The organism is Pseudomonas sp. AC242 (assembly GCF_979258655.1).
In genome coordinates this window covers 1,564,210-1,581,799 of record NZ_OZ409873.1, presented here as the reverse complement: position 1 = coordinate 1,581,799, position 17,590 = coordinate 1,564,210, and the positions used below count along the sequence as shown (strand labels likewise).

Genomic DNA, 17,590 nt, shown 5'->3' with positions numbered 1-17,590 from the left:
ACGGCCTTCTTTGAAGGCCGTTTTCTATTGTGCTGATTCGGTTGCTTGCGGCGAAGCAGGCTTTGGTGCACTTATATCTTTGCCTATCTGGATCGCAGCGAGTGTCGTCTGCAGGGTGGTTAGCACAGCCGCTTGATTGGCGAAGTGCGCCCCCACCACGACGGTGATCATTCCGAGAAAGTGGACGGCCGTTGTCGCCCAGTAATGCGCCTTCACTGTCGAGGCATGTTTGATGGCTTCTTTTGAGTCCTCGGCGATTTGTTGTACGCCGTCCCACATCAAATCGTACCGTTTGTCCCTCTCCGCCTGAGTCAAAAGATAAGCATCGATTTTTGCCGACACACCCTCGAAGCGAGCGTCCATCCTGGTCTCAATGGTCTCGATCCGGGCATTGAATTCTTCACGACTTATTGCGTTCATGGCTTGAGTATTCCGGGTTTTACTCGATAGATCACTGATTGGATTTTGACTGAATTCCGAGGTTTTCAATTCGACACCTTCCTGGGTCTACATACCGTCCCTGGTATTAAGTCGGTGAGTTTCCAACGCCCCTCACCGAGCTGATGAAACGGTAGGCCCCATCCAGAATGGTGACAAGCCGGGCGATTCTGCCTCTGGTGTAGGCCGTTTCGTCAGAGGTTGTAGCCCTGCCAAAACAGCATCTACCTATTCATTCTCCGACGCGAACACATCGACAATCTGCTCAATCACCGCCCTCACCCGCGCGGTGTGGCGCAGGTCCGCGTGGGTTACCAGCCATACCTCATACGGGAGCGGCGTAGTGCGCTCCGGCCATAGCCTGATCAAGCCATCGCGCTCACCCATGTATACCGGGATTTCTCCTACACCCAACCCTGCTGCAATCGAACGACGGACGAGCAAACTGGAACTGAGGCTGGCGACGATCCGACCGCGACTCAACGGCTCCGATACCAACGTCAGGTCCTTTTTGCCTTGCAGATACGGTTGATAAACCACCAGATCATGCCCTTCAAATGCCGTGCCCGGCGGCGGCACTCCATTGGCATCTATATAGGCTTGGGAAGCAAACAGCCCCACCGGCCATCGGGCAATGCGCCGGGCAATCAGGTCAGGGTTGTCCGGCCGGGTGTTGCGCACGGCGATATCCGCCTCACGCTTGGCCAGGCTGAGAATCTGTGTGGACGCATCCAGTTGCACGCGCACGTGCGGGTGCTGCTCGTGCAAGCGGGCAATCGCCGGAATCAGAAAATCGATGGCCAGCGAATCCGTGGTGCTGACGCGCACCGTGCCAGTCAGACGATCGTCCAAGCCTTGAATCTGCCGCTCCAGCTCCAGCGCCGAATGCTCCATTTTCTCCACGCTTTTAAGCGCTGCTTCGCCGACCGCCGTCAACGCGTACCCGTCAGAGGTGCGCAGGAACAACGTCGCGCTCAGGGACTTTTCCAGTGCCGTGATGCGCCGCCCGACGGTTGCCTGATCCACCGCCAAAACCCTCGCTGCACCGCGCAGCGTCGATTCGCGGCAAACGGCAAGAAATACCCGTGCGTCATCCCAATTCATGCTGCCTCCAGGCGATGCAAATTCGCATCAGCGTGCCGCTTAATCGCTGCATTAACGCAGCAACGATAGCCGATATGCTGAACGCCATAAACCTTCCGCGAGATCGCTATCATGCGCACTTCAACCTCCACCGGTATCTGGCTGTCGATCTTCGCTGGCCTCTGCGCCAGCCTGGTCAGCATCGGACTGGCGCGTTTCGCTTACACCCCGTTGATCCCTTCGCTGATTGAGGCGCAGTGGTTCAGCGCCAATGATGTGGTCTACCTCGGAGCCGCCAATCTGGTGGGTTATCTGATCGGCGCCCTGCTCGGCCGGCCTGCAGCACGCCAACTCGGCAATAAAAATGCCTTGCGGCTGATGATGCTGGTGGTCACGGCGGCATTTTTTGCCTGCGCGTTTCCGTTGTCGGTGAGCTGGTTCTTCGGCTGGCGGCTGCTGTCCGGGATTGCCGGCGGCGCGATCATGGTTCTAGTGGCCGCGACAGTACTGCCGCATGTCCCGGCGGCGCGTAAAGGGCTGGCCAGTGGCGCGATTTTTCTGGGTATCGGTCTCGGCATTGCCGGTTCCGGGACGCTGGTGCCACCGCTGTTGAGCCTTGGCTTGCAGGCAACGTGGCTGGGCCTGGGGGCTTTGGCCTTGTTGCTGACGGTGCTGAGCTGGTTTGCCTGGCCGTCTGATTTCCTGCACCCGGTCGTTGCGCAAGAAATAGTGCCCGTAGAACCAACACCGCGTGGTGTGTACTTGCTGTTCGCTCAATACGCTTTTATGGCAGCCGGCCTGGTGCCCGCCATGGTGTTTCTGGTGGATTACGTGGCGCGTGGACTCGGTGCCGGGGCGCATATCGGCGCGTTGATCTGGGTGATGTACGGCTTGGGCGCGATTGTCGGCCCGGTGAGTTATGGCTTTCTCGCCGATCAACTGGGCGCACGGTCCGGCATTCGTCTGGTGCTGGTTGTGCAGGCGATTGCCCTAGGACTGCTGGCGATCTCCCACTCGTTTCTGGCGCTGGCGTTGCTGGCGGTGATTCTCGGTTCATTTCCGCCGGGCATTGTGCCGCTGGCGCTGGCTCGGGTGCATGAATTGGTGCCGGAGCACCATCGCCAGCAAATCGCCTGGAGCCGTGCCACGGTGTCATTCGCCACGTTTCAGGCGCTGGCCGGGTTTGCCTATTCGGCGCTGTTCAATGCCAGCAGCGGGCATCACGCGTTGTTGTTCGTTATTGCCGCTGGCGCGATCGTCGTGGCGCTGCTGCTGGAGCAAGCCATGAAATGGCTGCCCGCCCCGGTTGAGCCGCGCTGCTGTGCAAATTGAAGGGAATCATTGCTTGCGCAGCACGCTCCCACTTACACAACTCAAGCCAAGAGGAATCGATATGTCCCTGCCCAGCGAAATGACCCGAATCGAAATCACCGAGCCCGGTGGACCCGAGGTCTTGCAACCCCGCCGCGTACCGCTGCCAGTCGCCGCAGAGGGCGAGGTGTTGATCCGCGTACACGCCGCCGGAATCAACCGGCCGGACGCCTTGCAGCGCGCCGGCAAATACCCGATGAAACCCGGCATGAACCCGATTCCCGGGCTGGAGGTCGCCGGTGAAGTCGTGGCGCTCGGGGCGGGTGTCAATCAGTTCGCCGTGGGCGACAAAGTCTGCGCGCTGACCAATGGCGGCGGTTATGCCGAATACTGCGCCGTCCCCGCCGGCCAGACCCTGCCGATTCCCGACGGCCTGGACTGGGTGCACGCCGCCGCGATCCCGGAAACCTTCTTTACCGTATGGGCCAACCTGTTCGGCCTCGGTGGCGCCAGCCGTGGTCAACGCGCATTGATTCATGGTGGCACCAGCGGCATCGGTACTACCGCACTGATGCTGTGCCGCGAATTCGGTATAGAAGCGTTTGCCACCGCCGGCAGCCCGGACAAATGCGCAGCGATCAGCAACCTTGGCGGCTTGCCGATCAACTATCGCGAGGAGGAGTTCGCCAAGGTCATCGCCGATAAAACCGCAGGCCAGGGCGTCAATGTGATCCTCGACATCATGGGCGGCTCGTATCTCAACGATAACGTCAGCGCTTTGGCGATGGATGGCCGTCTGGTCATGCTCGGTTTCCTCGGCGGCGCACGGGCCAACGACTTTGATCTGCTGGCAATGATGGCCAAACGCGCGGTGATCACCGGCTCCCTCTTGCGTGCCCGTACCGCTGCTGAAAAAGCCGCGATTGCCGATCAACTGCGCGAGCACGTATGGCCAGCACTGTCTGCCGGGCGCTGCCTGCCGATGATCGACAAGGTTTATTCACTCAACGACGCGGCTCAGGCTCACGCACACATGGAGGCTGGCGACCATATCGGCAAGATCGTGCTGCAGGTCGTGTAAGTCTTTGCAGCATTTGGTAATCGTTGCGCCGGGGCGGTGGTCGAAAAACTCACGCGCAGACCGAGGCATCTGGTAAAAAGCCTTCTTTGTCTGCGCCTGGGTGAAACGTTTAATGTTCCTGTCCTTCATGACGCGTCTGCGACGCCGCCGTTTGGCGTTTGCCTGCATGGCCGCGCTGATTATCGGCGTGCCGACCAGTTGTGCCGTACTCGAACACACCGAACGCAAACTGCTGTTTCGCATCGAACCGGGCACCGCCGGTTGGTATCGCGGCTTGCCCGGCAGCGTGCAGGAACTCGACCTGCAACCGAAGAGTTTCAAGGCCGGGGAAAACATTCATGCCTGGTGGTGGCCGGCGGAAAAGGCCAATGCGCCGGCCATTCTCTATCTGCATGGCGTGCGCTGGAACCTCACCGGGCAGTTGTTTCGCATCGAACAATTGCGCGCGGCGGGTTATTCGGTGTTGGCCATCGACTATCGCGGTTTCGGCAAGAGTCACGGTGATCTGCCATCGGAAAGCAGTGTCTACGAAGACGCACGCGTGGCGTGGGAGCGCTTCAAACTGCTGCAACCGGACCCGGCCAAACGCCTGATCTACGGGCATTCCCTGGGCGGCGCCGTGGCGATCGATCTGGCAGCGGAACTTGGGCAGGCCGCCGCCCGCGATCACTCCGCGCTACCCGTGCGCGGACTGGTGATCGAGTCCACGTTTACCACGCTGGCAGATGTCGCCGCCTCTGTGGCCAACACTTCATTGCCGGTGCGCTGGCTGCTGTCGCAGAAATTCGATTCGATCGACAAGATCGCCGACATTCACATGCCGCTGCTGGTGGTTCACGGTCTGGCTGATGCTTTCGTTCCTCCGCGCTTCAGCGAGCAACTGTTCAACGCCGCGCAACAGCCCAAGCGCCTGTTGTTGGTGCCAGGAGCGACGCACAACAACAGCATGGCGCTCGGCGGGCAGAATTATCGCAAGGCGCTCGACAGCCTGATGCAGAGCAAACCAGCGCCGCGGATGGCCGGACCGGCGACCGTGCGCAGCGGGCGGGACACTTAGCGGTAGCCGCGAGCCTGCAAATCGAACAGTTGCGCGTAATGCCCCGCAGCGGCGACCAGTTGATCGTGGCCACCCTGCTCCAGAATCCGGCCTTGTTGCAGGACGATGATGTGGTCGGCATTGCGCACGCTGGAAAAACGATGGGAAATCAGCAAGGTCATGCGCCCTTCGCTGTGCTGGCTGAAATGCTCGAACACCGCCGCTTCGGCCGCCGGATCAAGGGCGGAAGTCGGCTCATCGAGGATCAGAATGTCGGCCTCACGGCGCATGTACGCGCGGGACAAGGCAATTTTCTGCCACTGCCCGCCAGACAATTCCTGGCCCCCGGCAAACCAGCGTCCCAATTGCGTGGCATACCCCTTGTCCAGTCCTTCGATAAAGGGTGCCGCCATCCCTTGGGCAGCCGCCTCTTTCCATCGTTGCGAATCGTTGAACGCCAAGGTATCGCCGACGCCGATGTTTTCTCCGACGCTGAACTGATAGCGGATGTAGTCCTGAAAAATCACGCCAATACGTCGACGTAACGCGGTCTCCTGCCAATCCTGCAAATCACTGCCATCGAGCAGGATGCGCCCTTGATCAGGACGATAGAGCCGGGTCAGTAATTTGATCAGCGTGGTCTTGCCTGAACCGTTCTCTCCGACCAACGCCATGCTCTGGCCTGGCACCAGTTGCAGGTCAATATTTTCCAGTGCCGGTCGACTGGCACCCGGATAACGGAAACCGACGTTTTCGAAACGCAAACCATCGCCCGGGCAGGCACCGACCGTCAGGTGGCCGCTATCGACCTGAACCGGTTCGGCTAGATATTCATAAAGACTGGTCAGGTAGAGGCCGTCTTCGTACAGGCCGCTGATTGCACTCAGGCTGCTGCTCACCGCGCTTTGGCCTTGCTTGAACAACACCAGATACATGGTCATCTGGCCAAGACTGATCTGGCCATGCACAGCATCAATCACCACCCAGGCATAGGCCACGTAAAAAGCCGCCGTACCGAGCAGACCGAGGCCGAAACCCCAGCCGTCGCGCCGCAACGTCAGGCGTCGATCTTCGGCATACAACCTGGCGAACGTGTCGCGGTAGCGTTGCAGCAACAGTGGTGCAAAACCGAACAGCTTGACCTCTTTGATATAGGTTTCGTGGGACAGCAAGGTTTCGATGTAATTCTGCTGCCGACTCTCCGGCGCGCGGCGGGTGAACAGGCGAAAGGCGTCACCGGAAAAATGCGCCTCGGCAAAGAACACCGGCAATGCTCCGACCACCAGCAGCACCAGCGCCCAAGGGGAAAAGTGCACCAGCAGCACACCAAAGCTGATCAGCATGATCAGGTTTTGAATCAAGCCCAACGACTTCATGACCAGTGCCAATGGCCGGGTCGAAGCCTCGCGACGGACACGCACCAGTTTGTCGTAGAACTCGGAGTTTTCGAACTGCACCAGTGACAGGGTCTGTGCTTTTTCCAGGATCAGCGTATTGACCTTCTGCCCTAGCTGCACCCGCAACAGCGACTGCTGCACCGAGAGCGCCCGTTGCGTGCCGGACAACAGCGCCAACACCCCGGCCTCCAACAAAACGTAACGCAACACCGGCCACAACGGCGCACTGCCGTGTTGCGCGTGCAACTGCATCGCTGCGACCACGGCATCGACAATTCGCTGCCCCAACCATGCCGCCAGTGCCGGCAGCAACCCGGCCACCAACGTTGCCAGCACCAGCCCCAGAAACAAGCCACGCGATGTCCCCCAGACCAGGCGCAAGGCGCGCTGCGCCTGATCGAACAAGGACGTGAAGCGTGATAGATCAGGCATGGGGCGTTGGACTCTGCAGGTGATGGTGGTGCGTCATGGTACTCCAGCGCTTGGACTGAATTTCACACAACGACCGCGTTATCGTCGAAGCGCTTTTCAGAACAAAAACATCTGGAAGACTCAGGCCTTTCCGGCGTCCAACGCTCTGCTATGTTTTAACCGCCTAACGCGGAACCCGGCGAACACCCGCCATGCTCCGCGCCTGACTGCCGGGAGCAGAGACATGAGAATCGACCCGTACCTGATCTTCAACGGTGACTGCCGCGAGGCCTTCACCTTTTACCAGCAAGCCTTGCAAGGAAAGCTCGAAGCGATGATGACATTCGGCGAGACACCCGCCGCCGAGCATGTGCCCAAAGAACACCACAATCTGATCATCCACACCTGCCTGAAAGTGGGTGATCAGATGATCATGGCCTCGGACACCACACCCGACCGCCCGACTCAAGGCATGAGCGGCTGCTCGATTTCGCTGAATGTCGACAGCATCGCTGAAGCTGAGCAGGTGTTTAACGCTCTGGCCAAGGACGGCCGCATCGATATGCCGCTGGAGGCGACTTTCTGGGCGGTGCGCTTCGGCATGCTGGTGGATCGTTTTGGCGTATCGTGGATGGTCAATTGCGAGAGCGAAAAGTGAGACAAACTTTTCGCCAGGCATGAAAAAGCCCAACCGGTTCAGGTTGGGCTTTTTGCTTCAGCGCTGGGCCAGTTCGTGGCGTACGCATTGTTCATAATAGGTCTGCTTGACCGCTGCGGGTTTGAGCTTTGATGGACTGTCGTAGGTCTGCTCGGTGATCCCCATCGCAGTCATGCGCATCCACGGCTGCTGGAACTTGCGCACCTGCAGGCGTTTGCGCGCGCCATACAGCGAAATCCCCGCAAGCTTCGACTGCTGCGCGCCGGCGGCGATGTCCGAACCCCATACACAGGCAAAACGATGACTCTTGCTCAACTCTTTCGCCTGAACCCCACAGGCGATGACAGCCAGGGAAAGCGTTGCAACGGTTATGACAATCGTCCGCATATAGCCAACCTAACCTTTTGAAAAAAGGCGATTTTGCCGGGGAAGCGTAAGTCCGGGGGCCAGCAATTTGCCTTCTCGCCACTCGTCCGGTGGCCCGCACCTTTCGCCTCTTAGCACTTCCAAACTGAACACCCCTCAGTGGAGCGTACAAATAATGAACAAGAATATTGCTGCCCTGTCCCTCGCCAGTCTGCTGCTCATTGGCCCTGCCTGCACATTGGCTGCCGAGGAGACTAACGCTGGGTCTGCTGCCCCGCCGACCGCCCTGCCAGGAGTCAATTCCGGCAGCAAACAACCCAATGAAGAAAAGGCGAACAAGAAAGGCGAGGAATCGTCAGGCGGCAACGCAGGCGCGCAATCGCACGAAACGGAAAAGGACGCTGCGACTTCGAGTGACTCGGATGACATCAAGAAGAAGCCTGCACAATAGCCGCTCTTTTTCCGTCTCGCGGTGAGCTCCAAACATTGCAACTAGCGAGCCTGGCACCATGAATACACGCTAGCCGCGCTGGCATCGCATAAAGGGACACGTACTGAAAAGGCCAATACTGAATGCATTGGCCTTTTTAAATGAATTATACGACCGGGACAGAGTAACTCTGATAGTCGCTCAGTGGCACCTCCTGTTTGTGCTCGCCCCAAGCCCCACCCTTTATTGATTTGTAGTACCAGAAAAACCCACCGACAGCACAGCTGCCAAAATTAAAATCGAACGAAACATGAGACCATCATAATCCCGCACAAATAGAAACGCCAAGAACCACTCTTAGTTCGTGAACTTGTCCTTTGTATATTGTACCAATGGGATCACCAAGAGAATTTGTCGGTGTTAGTGTCCGTCCTCCTGCAGAAACAAACCTAAGTTGGAGGGAACCGTCATTGTCATCAAGACCGTCAAACGTGTCATTGATCATCATCCACACATCCTCACCACCGCTGAACGCCCCTCGCAGACCCAGCGCCTCTGGCGATCCATGCTCACCGACTCTGAATATTGCCTGCCCCACTATTGCCTTCTCGCCGCTATAAGGATATTTCTTGTCCCCCTTATCAATATTCATAATGTAGTAGTTGCCCTTGCCTACACCATATCCTTTAGCATCACAGGTTCTGGCGTCTCGCTCGCGAGTATTGAAGCACCATGTACCATCTGCATAAAGATTGCCTGCCGAAGGGATTTTCCCGATACGTTGCCAGCCTTTATTCGCATGAATTTTACTTTCCATTTAGCAACACCTCATCAACAAAGAATAGAATTCTGCCTGCAGCAAAAAACTATAGTTCGATATTTTTTGGCGTCAAATAAACTTACGACCTATACACTTCTATATACCAGAGCTATAAAGCAACATCAGCACTATGGCGCTATTTCGAAAGTGTTAAGTTGTTAAAGCAAGAGACTTGATTACCCCCAAAAGACGCGACACGCTGGAAATAATGTCGTCTGACATCGGAAATAATGGCTTTCATCGACATCTTGCCTGCCTGAAGCGCAATGAGTCTGCGGATGTCCGCGTTGGTGATGAGGTTACTCGCTGAGCATGCATTGGTGCAGTCGTGACGAATACGACCGCATGACCCACGCAACCCGATGTCGCAGCTTTTGGCTGAGTCGGCATCGAGGTCAATCAGTTCGCGAGGACCGGCTCTGATCATCTTGAGGAGAAAACGAGATGCCCCCCCGCAAATTCCCCACGCATGAAAAAGCCCAACCTTTTCAGATTGGGCTAAGTCATTGAATTATATGGTCGGGACGGAGTGATTCGAACACTCGACCCCTAGCACCCCATCTCCTTTTTCATACTTCTTGAAAGATTCCAAAATTTTACTCTGGATTTTTCTAAGCTAGTATTTACTTGAGCTCCAGCGGTGTTCTGCTCTACGAGAGTCCAGGAACGCCCATCAAGAGCCGACGTTTTTGTGGGGGTAAAAGTAGGGGGAGTCCATTTCATGGCCAAAATCACCATCAAAGAACTTGAGTCGCTGACCGTCAATGATGCCGGCCGGATCCTCCGCGAGGATGGTAATCTCGCCGGTCGAATCTCAGTCCGCAAGGACGGCGTGTCAGTCAGCTTTTTCTACCGTTATCGCTGGGGCAATCAAAACAAAGAGTACGCCTGCGGAACCTGGCCGCGCAAATCCCTGACGGACATCCGCAAGGCCCGCAACCAGGCCCGGGCGCTCATTGATGAGCAGATCAATCCCAGCGAGCAAAAGAAAACCGCCAAGGCCCAGGCATACGCCGCTACTAACGTAGAGGCTGAACAAGTAAAAACGACGAAGGTGAAAACGCTGACCGTCCAGGATCTGGCCAGCGCGTGGCTGCTGGATGGCGTAGCGCGGAAAGATGGCAATGCTGAATTGCAACGACGCTTTAACAAGGACCTTTATCCGGCACTCGGCAAGACCGCGGTGAGCAGCGTCTCCGAACACGATGTTCGGGCGCTGATCCGCGCCGTGGTCAACCGCGGCGCTCACCGGCAAGCCATCAGTTTCTTCGCCGACCTCACTCAGATGTTCAGCTGGGCCAGAAAACGTCAGCCCTGGCGGGCCTTATTGATCGAGGGCGATCCGACGGAACTGGTCGACATCTCCCCCCTGATCCCGGCCGACTACGAAGCGGAAAGACGCCGCATCCTTTCCCCGGCTGAGCTGTTGGAACTGCACACCCGCTTCCAGCAAATGACTGCCGATTACGACGCCCTCCCCGCGGGCCAAAAATACGACGGCATTCGACCGCTAAAGAAGGAAACACAGCTTGCGCTCTGGATCAGCCTGGGCACGCTGTGCCGGATTGGCGAGTTGCTGCAGGCCGAATGGAAAAATGTCGATCTAGACCAGCAGACCTGGTTCCTCCCCAGCGAAAATGTCAAAGGCACCCGTGGCAAAAAACAAGACCACCATGTCTTCCTCTCCCCCTTCGCCCTGCATTTCTTTCAGGAACTCAAAATCCTGACGGGAGACTCGCAATGGTGCTTTCCGAACAAGCTGGATGATGGGCATGTGGACGTGAAAGTGTTGAGCAAACAGGTCGGCGATCGCCAGGCCCGATTCAAAAACCGCAAAGCCCTCTCCAGAAGGTGCCATGACGATACCCTGGTCCTTGCCGACGGCCAAAACAGCGACTGGACGCCGCATGACCTGCGCCGTACAGGGGCGACTATGATGCAAGCCTTAGGCGTTAGCCTGGACGTCATTGATCGCTGCCAAAATCATGTACTGGCCGGCTCTCGGGTGAGACGCCACTACTTGCATCACGACTATGCCGACGAGAAGAAAAACGCCTGGAACCTGCTGGGCGATCGACTCAGTGCGGTGCTGTCCTCGACCTACGAGCACACGCAAAAGGAGTCGAAGTTGTCTTTTCCAGCGTACGTAGCGAAAGAGACACGAACATCCTCATAGGGCCGTTTCACCCTGCGTCACCGGAATTCAACGTCCCCGTGCTGTGATCCATAATTCGCGATGAGCAAAGGTGGCAGATTTCATGTACACATTCGTGAGCTTCACCGCCGCGGAACCGTTCGAAAAAATGTGGCAAACACCCATGGTCAAACTAGCGCACGACATTGGCGTTTCCGACGTCGCCGTCGCCAAAGCTTGTCGCAAAGCCGGCATCCCTCTGCCTGGGCGTGGCCACTGGGCCAAACCGGAGAAGCAGCGACAACGCAAACCCAAACCTCCCCAGGTCGATGGCAAGGTCCTATTCCAGGTGCTCGACCGTGACAACTCGCTCGCCACGACTGGCACTGATTTGAACTCACCTAAAGTCCGGCGGAAGATTGGAACCCCCGATCAATTAACCGAGCCTCACGCGCTAGTGAGTCAATGGCTAAAGAGCGCAAAAACGTCGAGAGTCAAGGACGGCTACCTCGATTACGCAGGCAAGAGTGTGTTGAATGTGATGGTTTCCTAGACGTTTGCTTCAATCACTCGGAGCCAGCCATTAACCTGCTGTAGATAGGCTTTTTGCTCGTCTGTGTCGAAGTCGGCTAGGATTCGATTTTTTACAGGTTCAAACTCAGCGGGGATGATTTCGCATGCATCTTTCATCGCGTGCTGAAGCTGCAACATTTGCAGAACATATTCGCGCAGACGTTGGATTGAATCTGGTTTGAGCGTCGTTTTCCCTTGCCGAAAGCCGGTAACGTTTTCTCGCAAAACCCGCATAACAGGTTGTAGCTGCGACCTGATTTCACGAAGACCTGCAAACCGGGAGTCGGCATGAAATTCTTCAAAAAGAGTGCGGTTTATTACTTCTTCAATTGCCATTAAATTTTTCCTAAGTTGAGGTCCGCTCCCAGCGTAGCGAACTTATTGCTTTGAATTGGCTGATACCAACTGACCCACGCTCGTTCCTAGCTTTTGATCCAGGCCTTGTCAGTAACGCCTCTACCGAAGGCCGGGCTGCTTCATAAATCTGAAAGGCATTGTAATCGGCATCGAGCAGCACCAGGAGAACCGTATCAAAAGACTGCTTTAGATCAATTGATCCCACTCGGCCGCCTCGCATTCGAGAATCGAAAAAATACCTACCCTTGATTTGGATCTTGAGAGTCAACCCGTTCCTCTTTTCCGTCGCGTCATAGCCCGCTTGCCTAGCTACCTCCAATTTAAGATTGAGGATTCGAGCGGCCTCATACTCCGCAACCTCACCCGTGACGCCAAGCGGCTTGCCTGTGAGGTGATAGAACCGCCGAGCAAGGACTTTCGCGTCGCTCAGGATCTGGTAAACCTCATCGGTTGCTTGCATGCTAAAACCTTTCCTATTCAGCGATACGGTTAAGCTGCTTGAACTCAGCCCAATCAATACCAAGCGCGTCAGCGACTTTACGATGCTGATCCAAGCGCCATTCATTAGCTTGCTCAGGCGACTCGGCGACAAGGAGAATCACGAACTCATCGACTTCGAGTCCGCGGCTGCGAGCAGCTTCTGCGAATACGAAAATGCGCTGTTGTTCGCAGTATTCATCAACCGTTATCCCGCACGCCTCAATAACGGCTGGATTGACCGACTCGATGTGATTGAGCGCGCGAGGGTTTTCAGCGAAAAACCTATCACGGGCAGCCTGATACCGGTTTTCGATACGCATCGATCTTTTTCCTACCTATTCGGGTTTGATACCCGTACCACGATCTTTGGTCTTACGAGGCCAGAGCTTCACCACAAAAAACAGGAAGGCAAAACCCATGCACATGAAAAGAACTCGTCCCAGCGGAGTCAACTGAGAAAGCTTGTTCCACAACTCGACCAAATTATCCATATATCTATTTTTTCTAGGTATCAGTACGCAGTGTCTGCGTTCCCTTCGATAACTCGTACAGGCTTACCTACCTCACGCTCAACCGCGGTTAGATGGGCCTTCTGACGATCAACAATGTGAAGTTCAACCAGACGGATCAGCTTGCGCAGTTCGTAAAGGCGGTCGAAAGGAAAGGAGATTGCATACTGCAGGTGCAGCGCAAGCTCTCCTGGTGCATCCTCTTCGCGAACTGTCACCGTCTCAAACGCGTTTTCGTCATTATGGGCGACATAGGTATGGCGCAAGTCAATGATTTTGCAGTGCTGATCAAAGTTAATGGGCTCAGATTTAAATACCGAAGAAGCGTCTAGCTTTCGGCGTCCCTTCCCAGCGCTTATAAAGCATTTGGCATACGAGTTGATCGCACTTTTGAAGTGGCCTAAAAACTCGAGGATGGGCGGGTACGAGGTCCAAAGATGAGGATGGCCTAGCTCTTCTGCTCTGCTGATGTAGTAACTAGCTTCGTGTATCTGCCGCATCAAATGGATCTGACTCTTATAGCTGCTCAAAGCGCTCATCGGTTTTACCCGTGTTCATTTCGCGGACGCGAAAACCGCGCCTCTCCTACGGGCCTAGCCCCGACTAGCGGGGCTTGGTTGTGCAGCGATTTTTCCGTGCTACTTCGGTTGATCGTCAGTGGTCGTGTTTTCAACTGCGCGCATGTACACCGCCATATCACCCACCTGCTCTACGATGGCGGCTTCGCTTGCTTCGTGCACGGCGCGATCTTGGCTTTCATTCTCCGGCACGAACCGCAATCGACGTGCACCCAGTTACTGATGCCGTTGCTGGCTTCCCCGAGCCAAATGCCGCATGGCGCCTGATCGGCTTCGTCGTCGTCAGGATTGGGATCAAAGTGCGTGGCCATCGTCGCTTTCCGAAGCGGTAACCAATATCGAACACACCATTGATTAGCCGCACTTGTGCCGCGCTTTATAAGTCGCGGTAGTCCTCCGGGTATTCAATCCCATGCAAGAACCATAGACTTTTGGCATTGCTCTCATGAGGTGCCTGATTAAAGATGAAGGCAGGGCATTCCTCATCTGCTTTGTCGATCAGCTTAGCCACCAGATCAGCGTTGCGGCGCTGTTGCACTGACAGCTTTGCACTCGCTTCTTCCAGGTGATCAATGCTGCACTTCTCCATAAAGCTGAAATGTTTGCCCAGGAGCCCGCAGAGAATGTCCGAGATCTGTATGGCAGGTTCATTGTGTGAAATTGCGAACCGGTAGCTTACGGGCTGGCCACCCCACGAAATTTCTTTGCGCTCAAGGCTTTCCCGGACCCGCGGTTCTTCGTCAAATACGTGAACCGATCTCACGAATGTGGCAAGTCTATGGATGAAGGCTGTATCAAAACCACTCACCAGCTCATCCTTCTCGTTGCCGCAAAGATACAACAGCGTAGTGACCCTGGAAGCCTCTTGGAGAAGGTCTGAGAGCGCAATTCTTGCCATGTTTCTGAACGTGAAGCCGCCACTGAAGAGAAACTGGCGTACAGCTTTTAGGAATTCGGGTATTCGCGCTGACGGTACGTTCGGGTAGTCGAAGGTCTTTAGTAGCCGGAAATACCCAAGTGGCTCTAGCCTCACTATGGCGTGCAGTTCGTTTTTCAGATCGTCCCGAATGGATGTGTAGGTCTCGAATTGATCATGATCTAGCAGCGAGTCAATCAGGTCGACTATCGACCAGTTCAAGATGCTGAAGTTAGAGAAGTGAATGTAAGCTGGCGACTCCAGAAGCCATGTGAGGAACTGCTCCAGCTTGTTGGAGCTGAGGCAGGTGATGTAATCCCCCTGGGCCAGGTGCTTTAGCTTCAACTCTTTGACTGATGGCTGAATTCTCAATTGTGCCCTCAGGGCATTAATATCAGGCAGGCTGGCCCCTGGCCCCAGCGCTACACCCCCGAGTACAAAGCAATCCAGAACCTCATGATTGAGTCCGGTTCCAGTCAAGGATAGGCTTCGGATATTGTTCGTTTCGTCGTAATACAGCGTGTAGGCCTTATTGATGTTCTTCATCAAGTCCTGCCCGGGAAATCTAAACAGGCCGGCATCGATCACTATTTTTTCGGAACTGTCATCAATCATGGGTCTACCTGAGGTCGGTTCCGGCTGGAGGCGAAATGACACCCTAAGCCGTTTCGCGATACTGCGCACGATTTCCGTTCTATCAGTGATTGTCAGTAGAAGACCTTTTTAAACGGCCAGGAATGACCTGATCATCTGACGTTCATTGAACGACAGCGCAGCGCGCAACCTCATCAGCACCAAAGAACTGGTCGCGGCAAGTTGTTAGGATCAGCTTCTAGCTTCGACGCGAGATCGCGATCAGACACACGGCGCAACGCCTCGGCTGCAACAAACAGAGCGCGCATCGCAAGTACCATCAGCTCGATCCGGGTCATGCCGTGCGATGCATATCGGGTACCGACATAGTCAGGGAAATGCGCGATAGCGCCGCGAAGGCGATCGTCGTGCGCAGTCGAAACCTCGCCGATCAGCGCGTCGGCTAGCTTGACAAGGTGGTGCGACAATTTCCGGTATTGCTCCTCGGTCCAGCCGCGCGCGGCAAGTGCCCCTTTGAGCGCCAGTTCGGCGGTCAAGCAGATCGTCTGTACGGCAGCGTCGATATCGATGTCACCGGCGAGGATACGAGCGGTCGCCGCGAGGGACGAGCGCGCGTTGGCGAGTAGCTGAGGCGCATCCCCATTCCCATGCTCCAGATCACTAACCCCATAGGCGAAATCCCACAGGTCGGCGACGCCATAAAAGGCACGCCAACCCTGTTCTGGGTATTGTTCGAATATAAACTCCAGCTCATCGTGCGGTATCTAGATGCAGTCGAGGAGGTCAACTGAAACGGATCCATATCCGATGGCGATTCGAACCGGGTACATCTGGTCACGCAGCGCCACGCCGCCCTTGAGCATCGCTGGCATCGAGAAATCACCTACGGGATGGAGCGTATGGTCGATCGCCATAAGCGGGTCCCACATCGCCTTGTCGAACACATCGCCGGAAATGCCATTGGCCTTCATCCAGGCCACCGCCACGTGAAACGGCCGCTGGTGCAGTTTCAAGCCCTGCGTGATCAATTCGTCGTCGCGTTGCCGCACGAACTCCTTGTCTATGGTCTTGGTCATAAAACTTCTCCTCTCTGGGCTTAACACGGGGAGATGCGTTCAAAATTAACGCAACGATTCTGGACGCTTGAATCGTGCCTCTCTCTACGGCCCCGGTTTGCGGCCGGGGCTTGGGGTGTACCTGGTCGTTTTCCTCTACGACGGACGTAGCTCACGCTGCTTGCGCATGATTGCCTTGGTAAGCGTCATTTTCAGTGCTTGTTCCTGCTCATTGTCCAGTGCGCCGGCCAGACGCAGACCAACACAAATACCATCGGCCCTACCTTCCTCAAATGGGATTTGGCCGACAGTTCCTACCCGACTGATTTCCCTCAGCTGATAGACAACCGCATCATTGATGTGACCAGGTAGGGCAAGTTTGGGCAAGTCAATTTTCTCAAGCTCGTCCATATCGTCCATGCTAATTAGCCTTCATTGTTTAGACACCAAGATTGGTGTCCTTCTATGTCCTCGGCCCCAGTTTGTTAGGCCAGAGCTTGGGGGGCAGCTGAGCATTTTCCAAGAATTGTTTGATCATGGTCGAATGGCTTCATCCGCATCCATACTCGGTAGCGAGCGCGATCATTACCATCCCAGTATCTGAGTCAGACCAATCTTTGGGATTGTTTTTGAGGAAGACAACAACTGCACGAACACCATCTTTGGTGGTGTGCGCTTTTGTGAAACAGAGCCGCGCCTCCGGCAGAGCTTCACCCAACACCGCGATTGTATTACCAACGCCCTCTACCATCCCGAGGCATTGACCTATCAGAATAAACTCAGCGCTTGCAGTCTTTGCAACAGGCCGGGGCTCACTTACGAGTGAGCACTTTTTCAGTAACGATTCCCCATCAGCAAATGCCGTTAAGAACGTAAGCGATAGCAATGCGGCAACCAATATTCGTTTCATGCTTCCCTAGGCATGCTTCATTGCGGCCCGGCTCCACGTGACTCATGCCTCTCTCCAAGATTTTCATCGCCGCGTTCATGGCTACAGGCTTTCGCACTCCCTTAGTCAGCTCGTCCATCACGTCGGATTGAGCCCAGGGTAGGTTGTACATCATACCGAATTGAATTTTTCCATGCGTATTGACGGAAACACCGAACCATGTGGCAGCTCGCTCCACGTACTTGCGTTTTTCACAATGCAGTTTCAGGTGTTCAATCGCGTGAGGATCTGGAGCTGGGTAGCAATGGAACGTAATCCCCGCTTCCCCTCCATCAATGGCAAAGGTGAAACCTTGAGGGCGTCCACCTCTCATGGCCATACCCGTGATACCGGCTATACCCTGTGGATGTGCTGACACGCCCTGCTATCCAGCGACAACAGCACGAAACCAAGTTCAAGCATTGCAGGATCGCT

Annotated in this window: 22 protein-coding genes; 7 read left to right on the top strand and 15 right to left on the bottom strand. The window is 55.7% G+C overall.

What is annotated here, in order from left to right:
* Positions 1-24 precede the first annotated feature (24 nt).
* Together ACZZ0A_RS07275 and ACZZ0A_RS07270 are read right to left on the bottom strand one after the other, a co-directional pair.
* Positions 25-489 carry a hypothetical protein gene (locus tag ACZZ0A_RS07275; protein ID WP_463542758.1) on the bottom strand — a complete coding sequence of 155 codons (465 nt, stop codon included), beginning with the start codon at positions 487-489 and terminating at the stop codon, positions 25-27.
* Between the two features lie 177 nt (positions 490-666).
* Entirely contained in the window at positions 667-1,542 is an 876-nt protein-coding gene (locus tag ACZZ0A_RS07270) for a LysR family transcriptional regulator (protein ID WP_007913506.1), read from the bottom strand.
* A 111-nt stretch (positions 1,543-1,653) separates the two neighbouring features.
* Between ACZZ0A_RS07270 and ACZZ0A_RS07265 the strand changes: the two genes are divergently transcribed.
* The 3 genes from ACZZ0A_RS07265 to ACZZ0A_RS07255 all read left to right on the top strand — a co-directional run bounded on the left by ACZZ0A_RS07265 (position 1,654) and on the right by ACZZ0A_RS07255 (position 4,970).
* A complete protein-coding gene (locus ACZZ0A_RS07265) occupies positions 1,654-2,853 on the top strand; it encodes a YbfB/YjiJ family MFS transporter (RefSeq protein WP_123374826.1) in 1,200 nt (399 codons plus the stop codon).
* A gap of 61 nt (positions 2,854-2,914) precedes the next feature.
* Positions 2,915-3,913: an NAD(P)H-quinone oxidoreductase gene (locus tag ACZZ0A_RS07260; protein ID WP_095111659.1), complete on the top strand. Its 999-nt coding sequence runs from the start codon at positions 2,915-2,917 to the stop codon at positions 3,911-3,913.
* Between the two features lie 112 nt (positions 3,914-4,025).
* Positions 4,026-4,970, top strand: coding sequence for an alpha/beta hydrolase (locus tag ACZZ0A_RS07255; RefSeq protein ID WP_007913502.1), 945 nt, complete (start codon positions 4,026-4,028; stop codon positions 4,968-4,970).
* On the opposite strand, the gene ACZZ0A_RS07250 is transcribed toward ACZZ0A_RS07255, so the two are convergent.
* Positions 4,967-6,778, bottom strand: coding sequence for an ABC transporter ATP-binding protein (locus tag ACZZ0A_RS07250; protein WP_007913497.1), 1,812 nt, complete (start codon positions 6,776-6,778; stop codon positions 4,967-4,969). The two genes, ACZZ0A_RS07255 and ACZZ0A_RS07250, sit on opposite strands and share 4 nt — an antisense overlap.
* A 223-nt stretch (positions 6,779-7,001) precedes the next feature.
* On the opposite strand from ACZZ0A_RS07250, the gene ACZZ0A_RS07245 reads away from it, so the two are divergent.
* Positions 7,002-7,415 carry a VOC family protein gene (locus ACZZ0A_RS07245; RefSeq protein WP_007913495.1) on the top strand — a complete coding sequence of 138 codons (414 nt, stop codon included), beginning with the start codon at positions 7,002-7,004 and terminating at the stop codon, positions 7,413-7,415.
* 57 nt (positions 7,416-7,472) lie between these two features.
* Here ACZZ0A_RS07245 and ACZZ0A_RS07240 read toward each other — a convergent pair whose 3' ends face one another.
* Positions 7,473-7,802: a hypothetical protein gene (locus ACZZ0A_RS07240; RefSeq protein ID WP_007913493.1), complete on the bottom strand. Its 330-nt coding sequence runs from the start codon at positions 7,800-7,802 to the stop codon at positions 7,473-7,475.
* Between the two features lie 154 nt (positions 7,803-7,956).
* Here ACZZ0A_RS07240 and ACZZ0A_RS07235 point away from each other — a divergent pair, with 154 nt between their 5' ends.
* Positions 7,957-8,232 carry a hypothetical protein gene (locus ACZZ0A_RS07235; RefSeq protein WP_463542757.1) on the top strand — a complete coding sequence of 92 codons (276 nt, stop codon included), beginning with the start codon at positions 7,957-7,959 and terminating at the stop codon, positions 8,230-8,232.
* 298 nt (positions 8,233-8,530) lie between these two features.
* Here ACZZ0A_RS07235 and ACZZ0A_RS07230 read toward each other — a convergent pair whose 3' ends face one another.
* Positions 8,531-9,028 (bottom strand): hypothetical protein, encoded by a 498-nt coding sequence (locus ACZZ0A_RS07230; RefSeq protein ID WP_463542756.1) that lies wholly within the window; start codon positions 9,026-9,028, stop codon positions 8,531-8,533.
* Positions 9,029-9,752: 724 nt separating this feature from the next.
* Here ACZZ0A_RS07230 and ACZZ0A_RS07225 point away from each other — a divergent pair.
* Positions 9,753-11,207: a tyrosine-type recombinase/integrase gene (locus ACZZ0A_RS07225; protein WP_463542755.1), complete on the top strand. Its 1,455-nt coding sequence runs from the start codon at positions 9,753-9,755 to the stop codon at positions 11,205-11,207.
* Between the two features lie 82 nt (positions 11,208-11,289).
* Positions 11,290-11,718: a hypothetical protein gene (locus ACZZ0A_RS07220; RefSeq protein WP_463542754.1), complete on the top strand. Its 429-nt coding sequence runs from the start codon at positions 11,290-11,292 to the stop codon at positions 11,716-11,718.
* Here the strand turns inward: ACZZ0A_RS07220 and ACZZ0A_RS07215 are convergent.
* From ACZZ0A_RS07215 to ACZZ0A_RS07170, 10 genes are all read right to left on the bottom strand, one after another.
* Positions 11,715-12,074 (bottom strand): hypothetical protein, encoded by a 360-nt coding sequence (locus ACZZ0A_RS07215; RefSeq protein WP_463542753.1) that lies wholly within the window; start codon positions 12,072-12,074, stop codon positions 11,715-11,717. The genes ACZZ0A_RS07220 and ACZZ0A_RS07215 overlap by 4 nt on opposite strands.
* A gap of 10 nt (positions 12,075-12,084) precedes the next feature.
* The gene (locus ACZZ0A_RS07210; protein ID WP_463542752.1) at positions 12,085-12,555 is read right to left on the bottom strand and encodes a hypothetical protein; all 471 of its coding nucleotides are present in this window, start codon (positions 12,553-12,555) and stop codon (positions 12,085-12,087) included.
* A gap of 13 nt (positions 12,556-12,568) precedes the next feature.
* Positions 12,569-12,895: a DUF6388 family protein gene (locus ACZZ0A_RS07205; RefSeq protein ID WP_463542751.1), complete on the bottom strand. Its 327-nt coding sequence runs from the start codon at positions 12,893-12,895 to the stop codon at positions 12,569-12,571.
* A gap of 191 nt (positions 12,896-13,086) precedes the next feature.
* A complete protein-coding gene (locus ACZZ0A_RS07200; RefSeq protein WP_463542750.1) occupies positions 13,087-13,623 on the bottom strand; it encodes a hypothetical protein in 537 nt (178 codons plus the stop codon).
* A gap of 415 nt (positions 13,624-14,038) precedes the next feature.
* On the bottom strand, positions 14,039-15,193 hold the full coding sequence (locus ACZZ0A_RS07195) for a DUF3800 domain-containing protein (protein ID WP_124314859.1): 1,155 nt from the start codon (positions 15,191-15,193) through the stop codon (positions 14,039-14,041).
* 173 nt (positions 15,194-15,366) lie between these two features.
* Complete coding sequence (locus ACZZ0A_RS07190) at positions 15,367-15,708, bottom strand: hypothetical protein (RefSeq protein WP_463542749.1); 342 nt, start codon at positions 15,706-15,708, stop codon at positions 15,367-15,369.
* A 228-nt stretch (positions 15,709-15,936) separates the two neighbouring features.
* The gene (locus tag ACZZ0A_RS07185; RefSeq protein WP_463542748.1) at positions 15,937-16,248 is read right to left on the bottom strand and encodes a hypothetical protein; all 312 of its coding nucleotides are present in this window, start codon (positions 16,246-16,248) and stop codon (positions 15,937-15,939) included.
* A 135-nt stretch (positions 16,249-16,383) separates the two neighbouring features.
* Positions 16,384-16,647 carry a hypothetical protein gene (locus ACZZ0A_RS07180; protein ID WP_124314858.1) on the bottom strand — a complete coding sequence of 88 codons (264 nt, stop codon included), beginning with the start codon at positions 16,645-16,647 and terminating at the stop codon, positions 16,384-16,386.
* 130 nt (positions 16,648-16,777) lie between these two features.
* A complete protein-coding gene (locus ACZZ0A_RS07175) occupies positions 16,778-17,137 on the bottom strand; it encodes a Rap1a/Tai family immunity protein (RefSeq protein WP_421666874.1) in 360 nt (119 codons plus the stop codon).
* Positions 17,079-17,534, bottom strand: coding sequence for a hypothetical protein (locus ACZZ0A_RS07170; RefSeq protein ID WP_463544123.1), 456 nt, complete (start codon positions 17,532-17,534; stop codon positions 17,079-17,081). The genes ACZZ0A_RS07175 and ACZZ0A_RS07170 overlap by 59 nt, the downstream gene beginning before the upstream one ends.
* Positions 17,535-17,590: the final 56 nt, after the last annotated feature.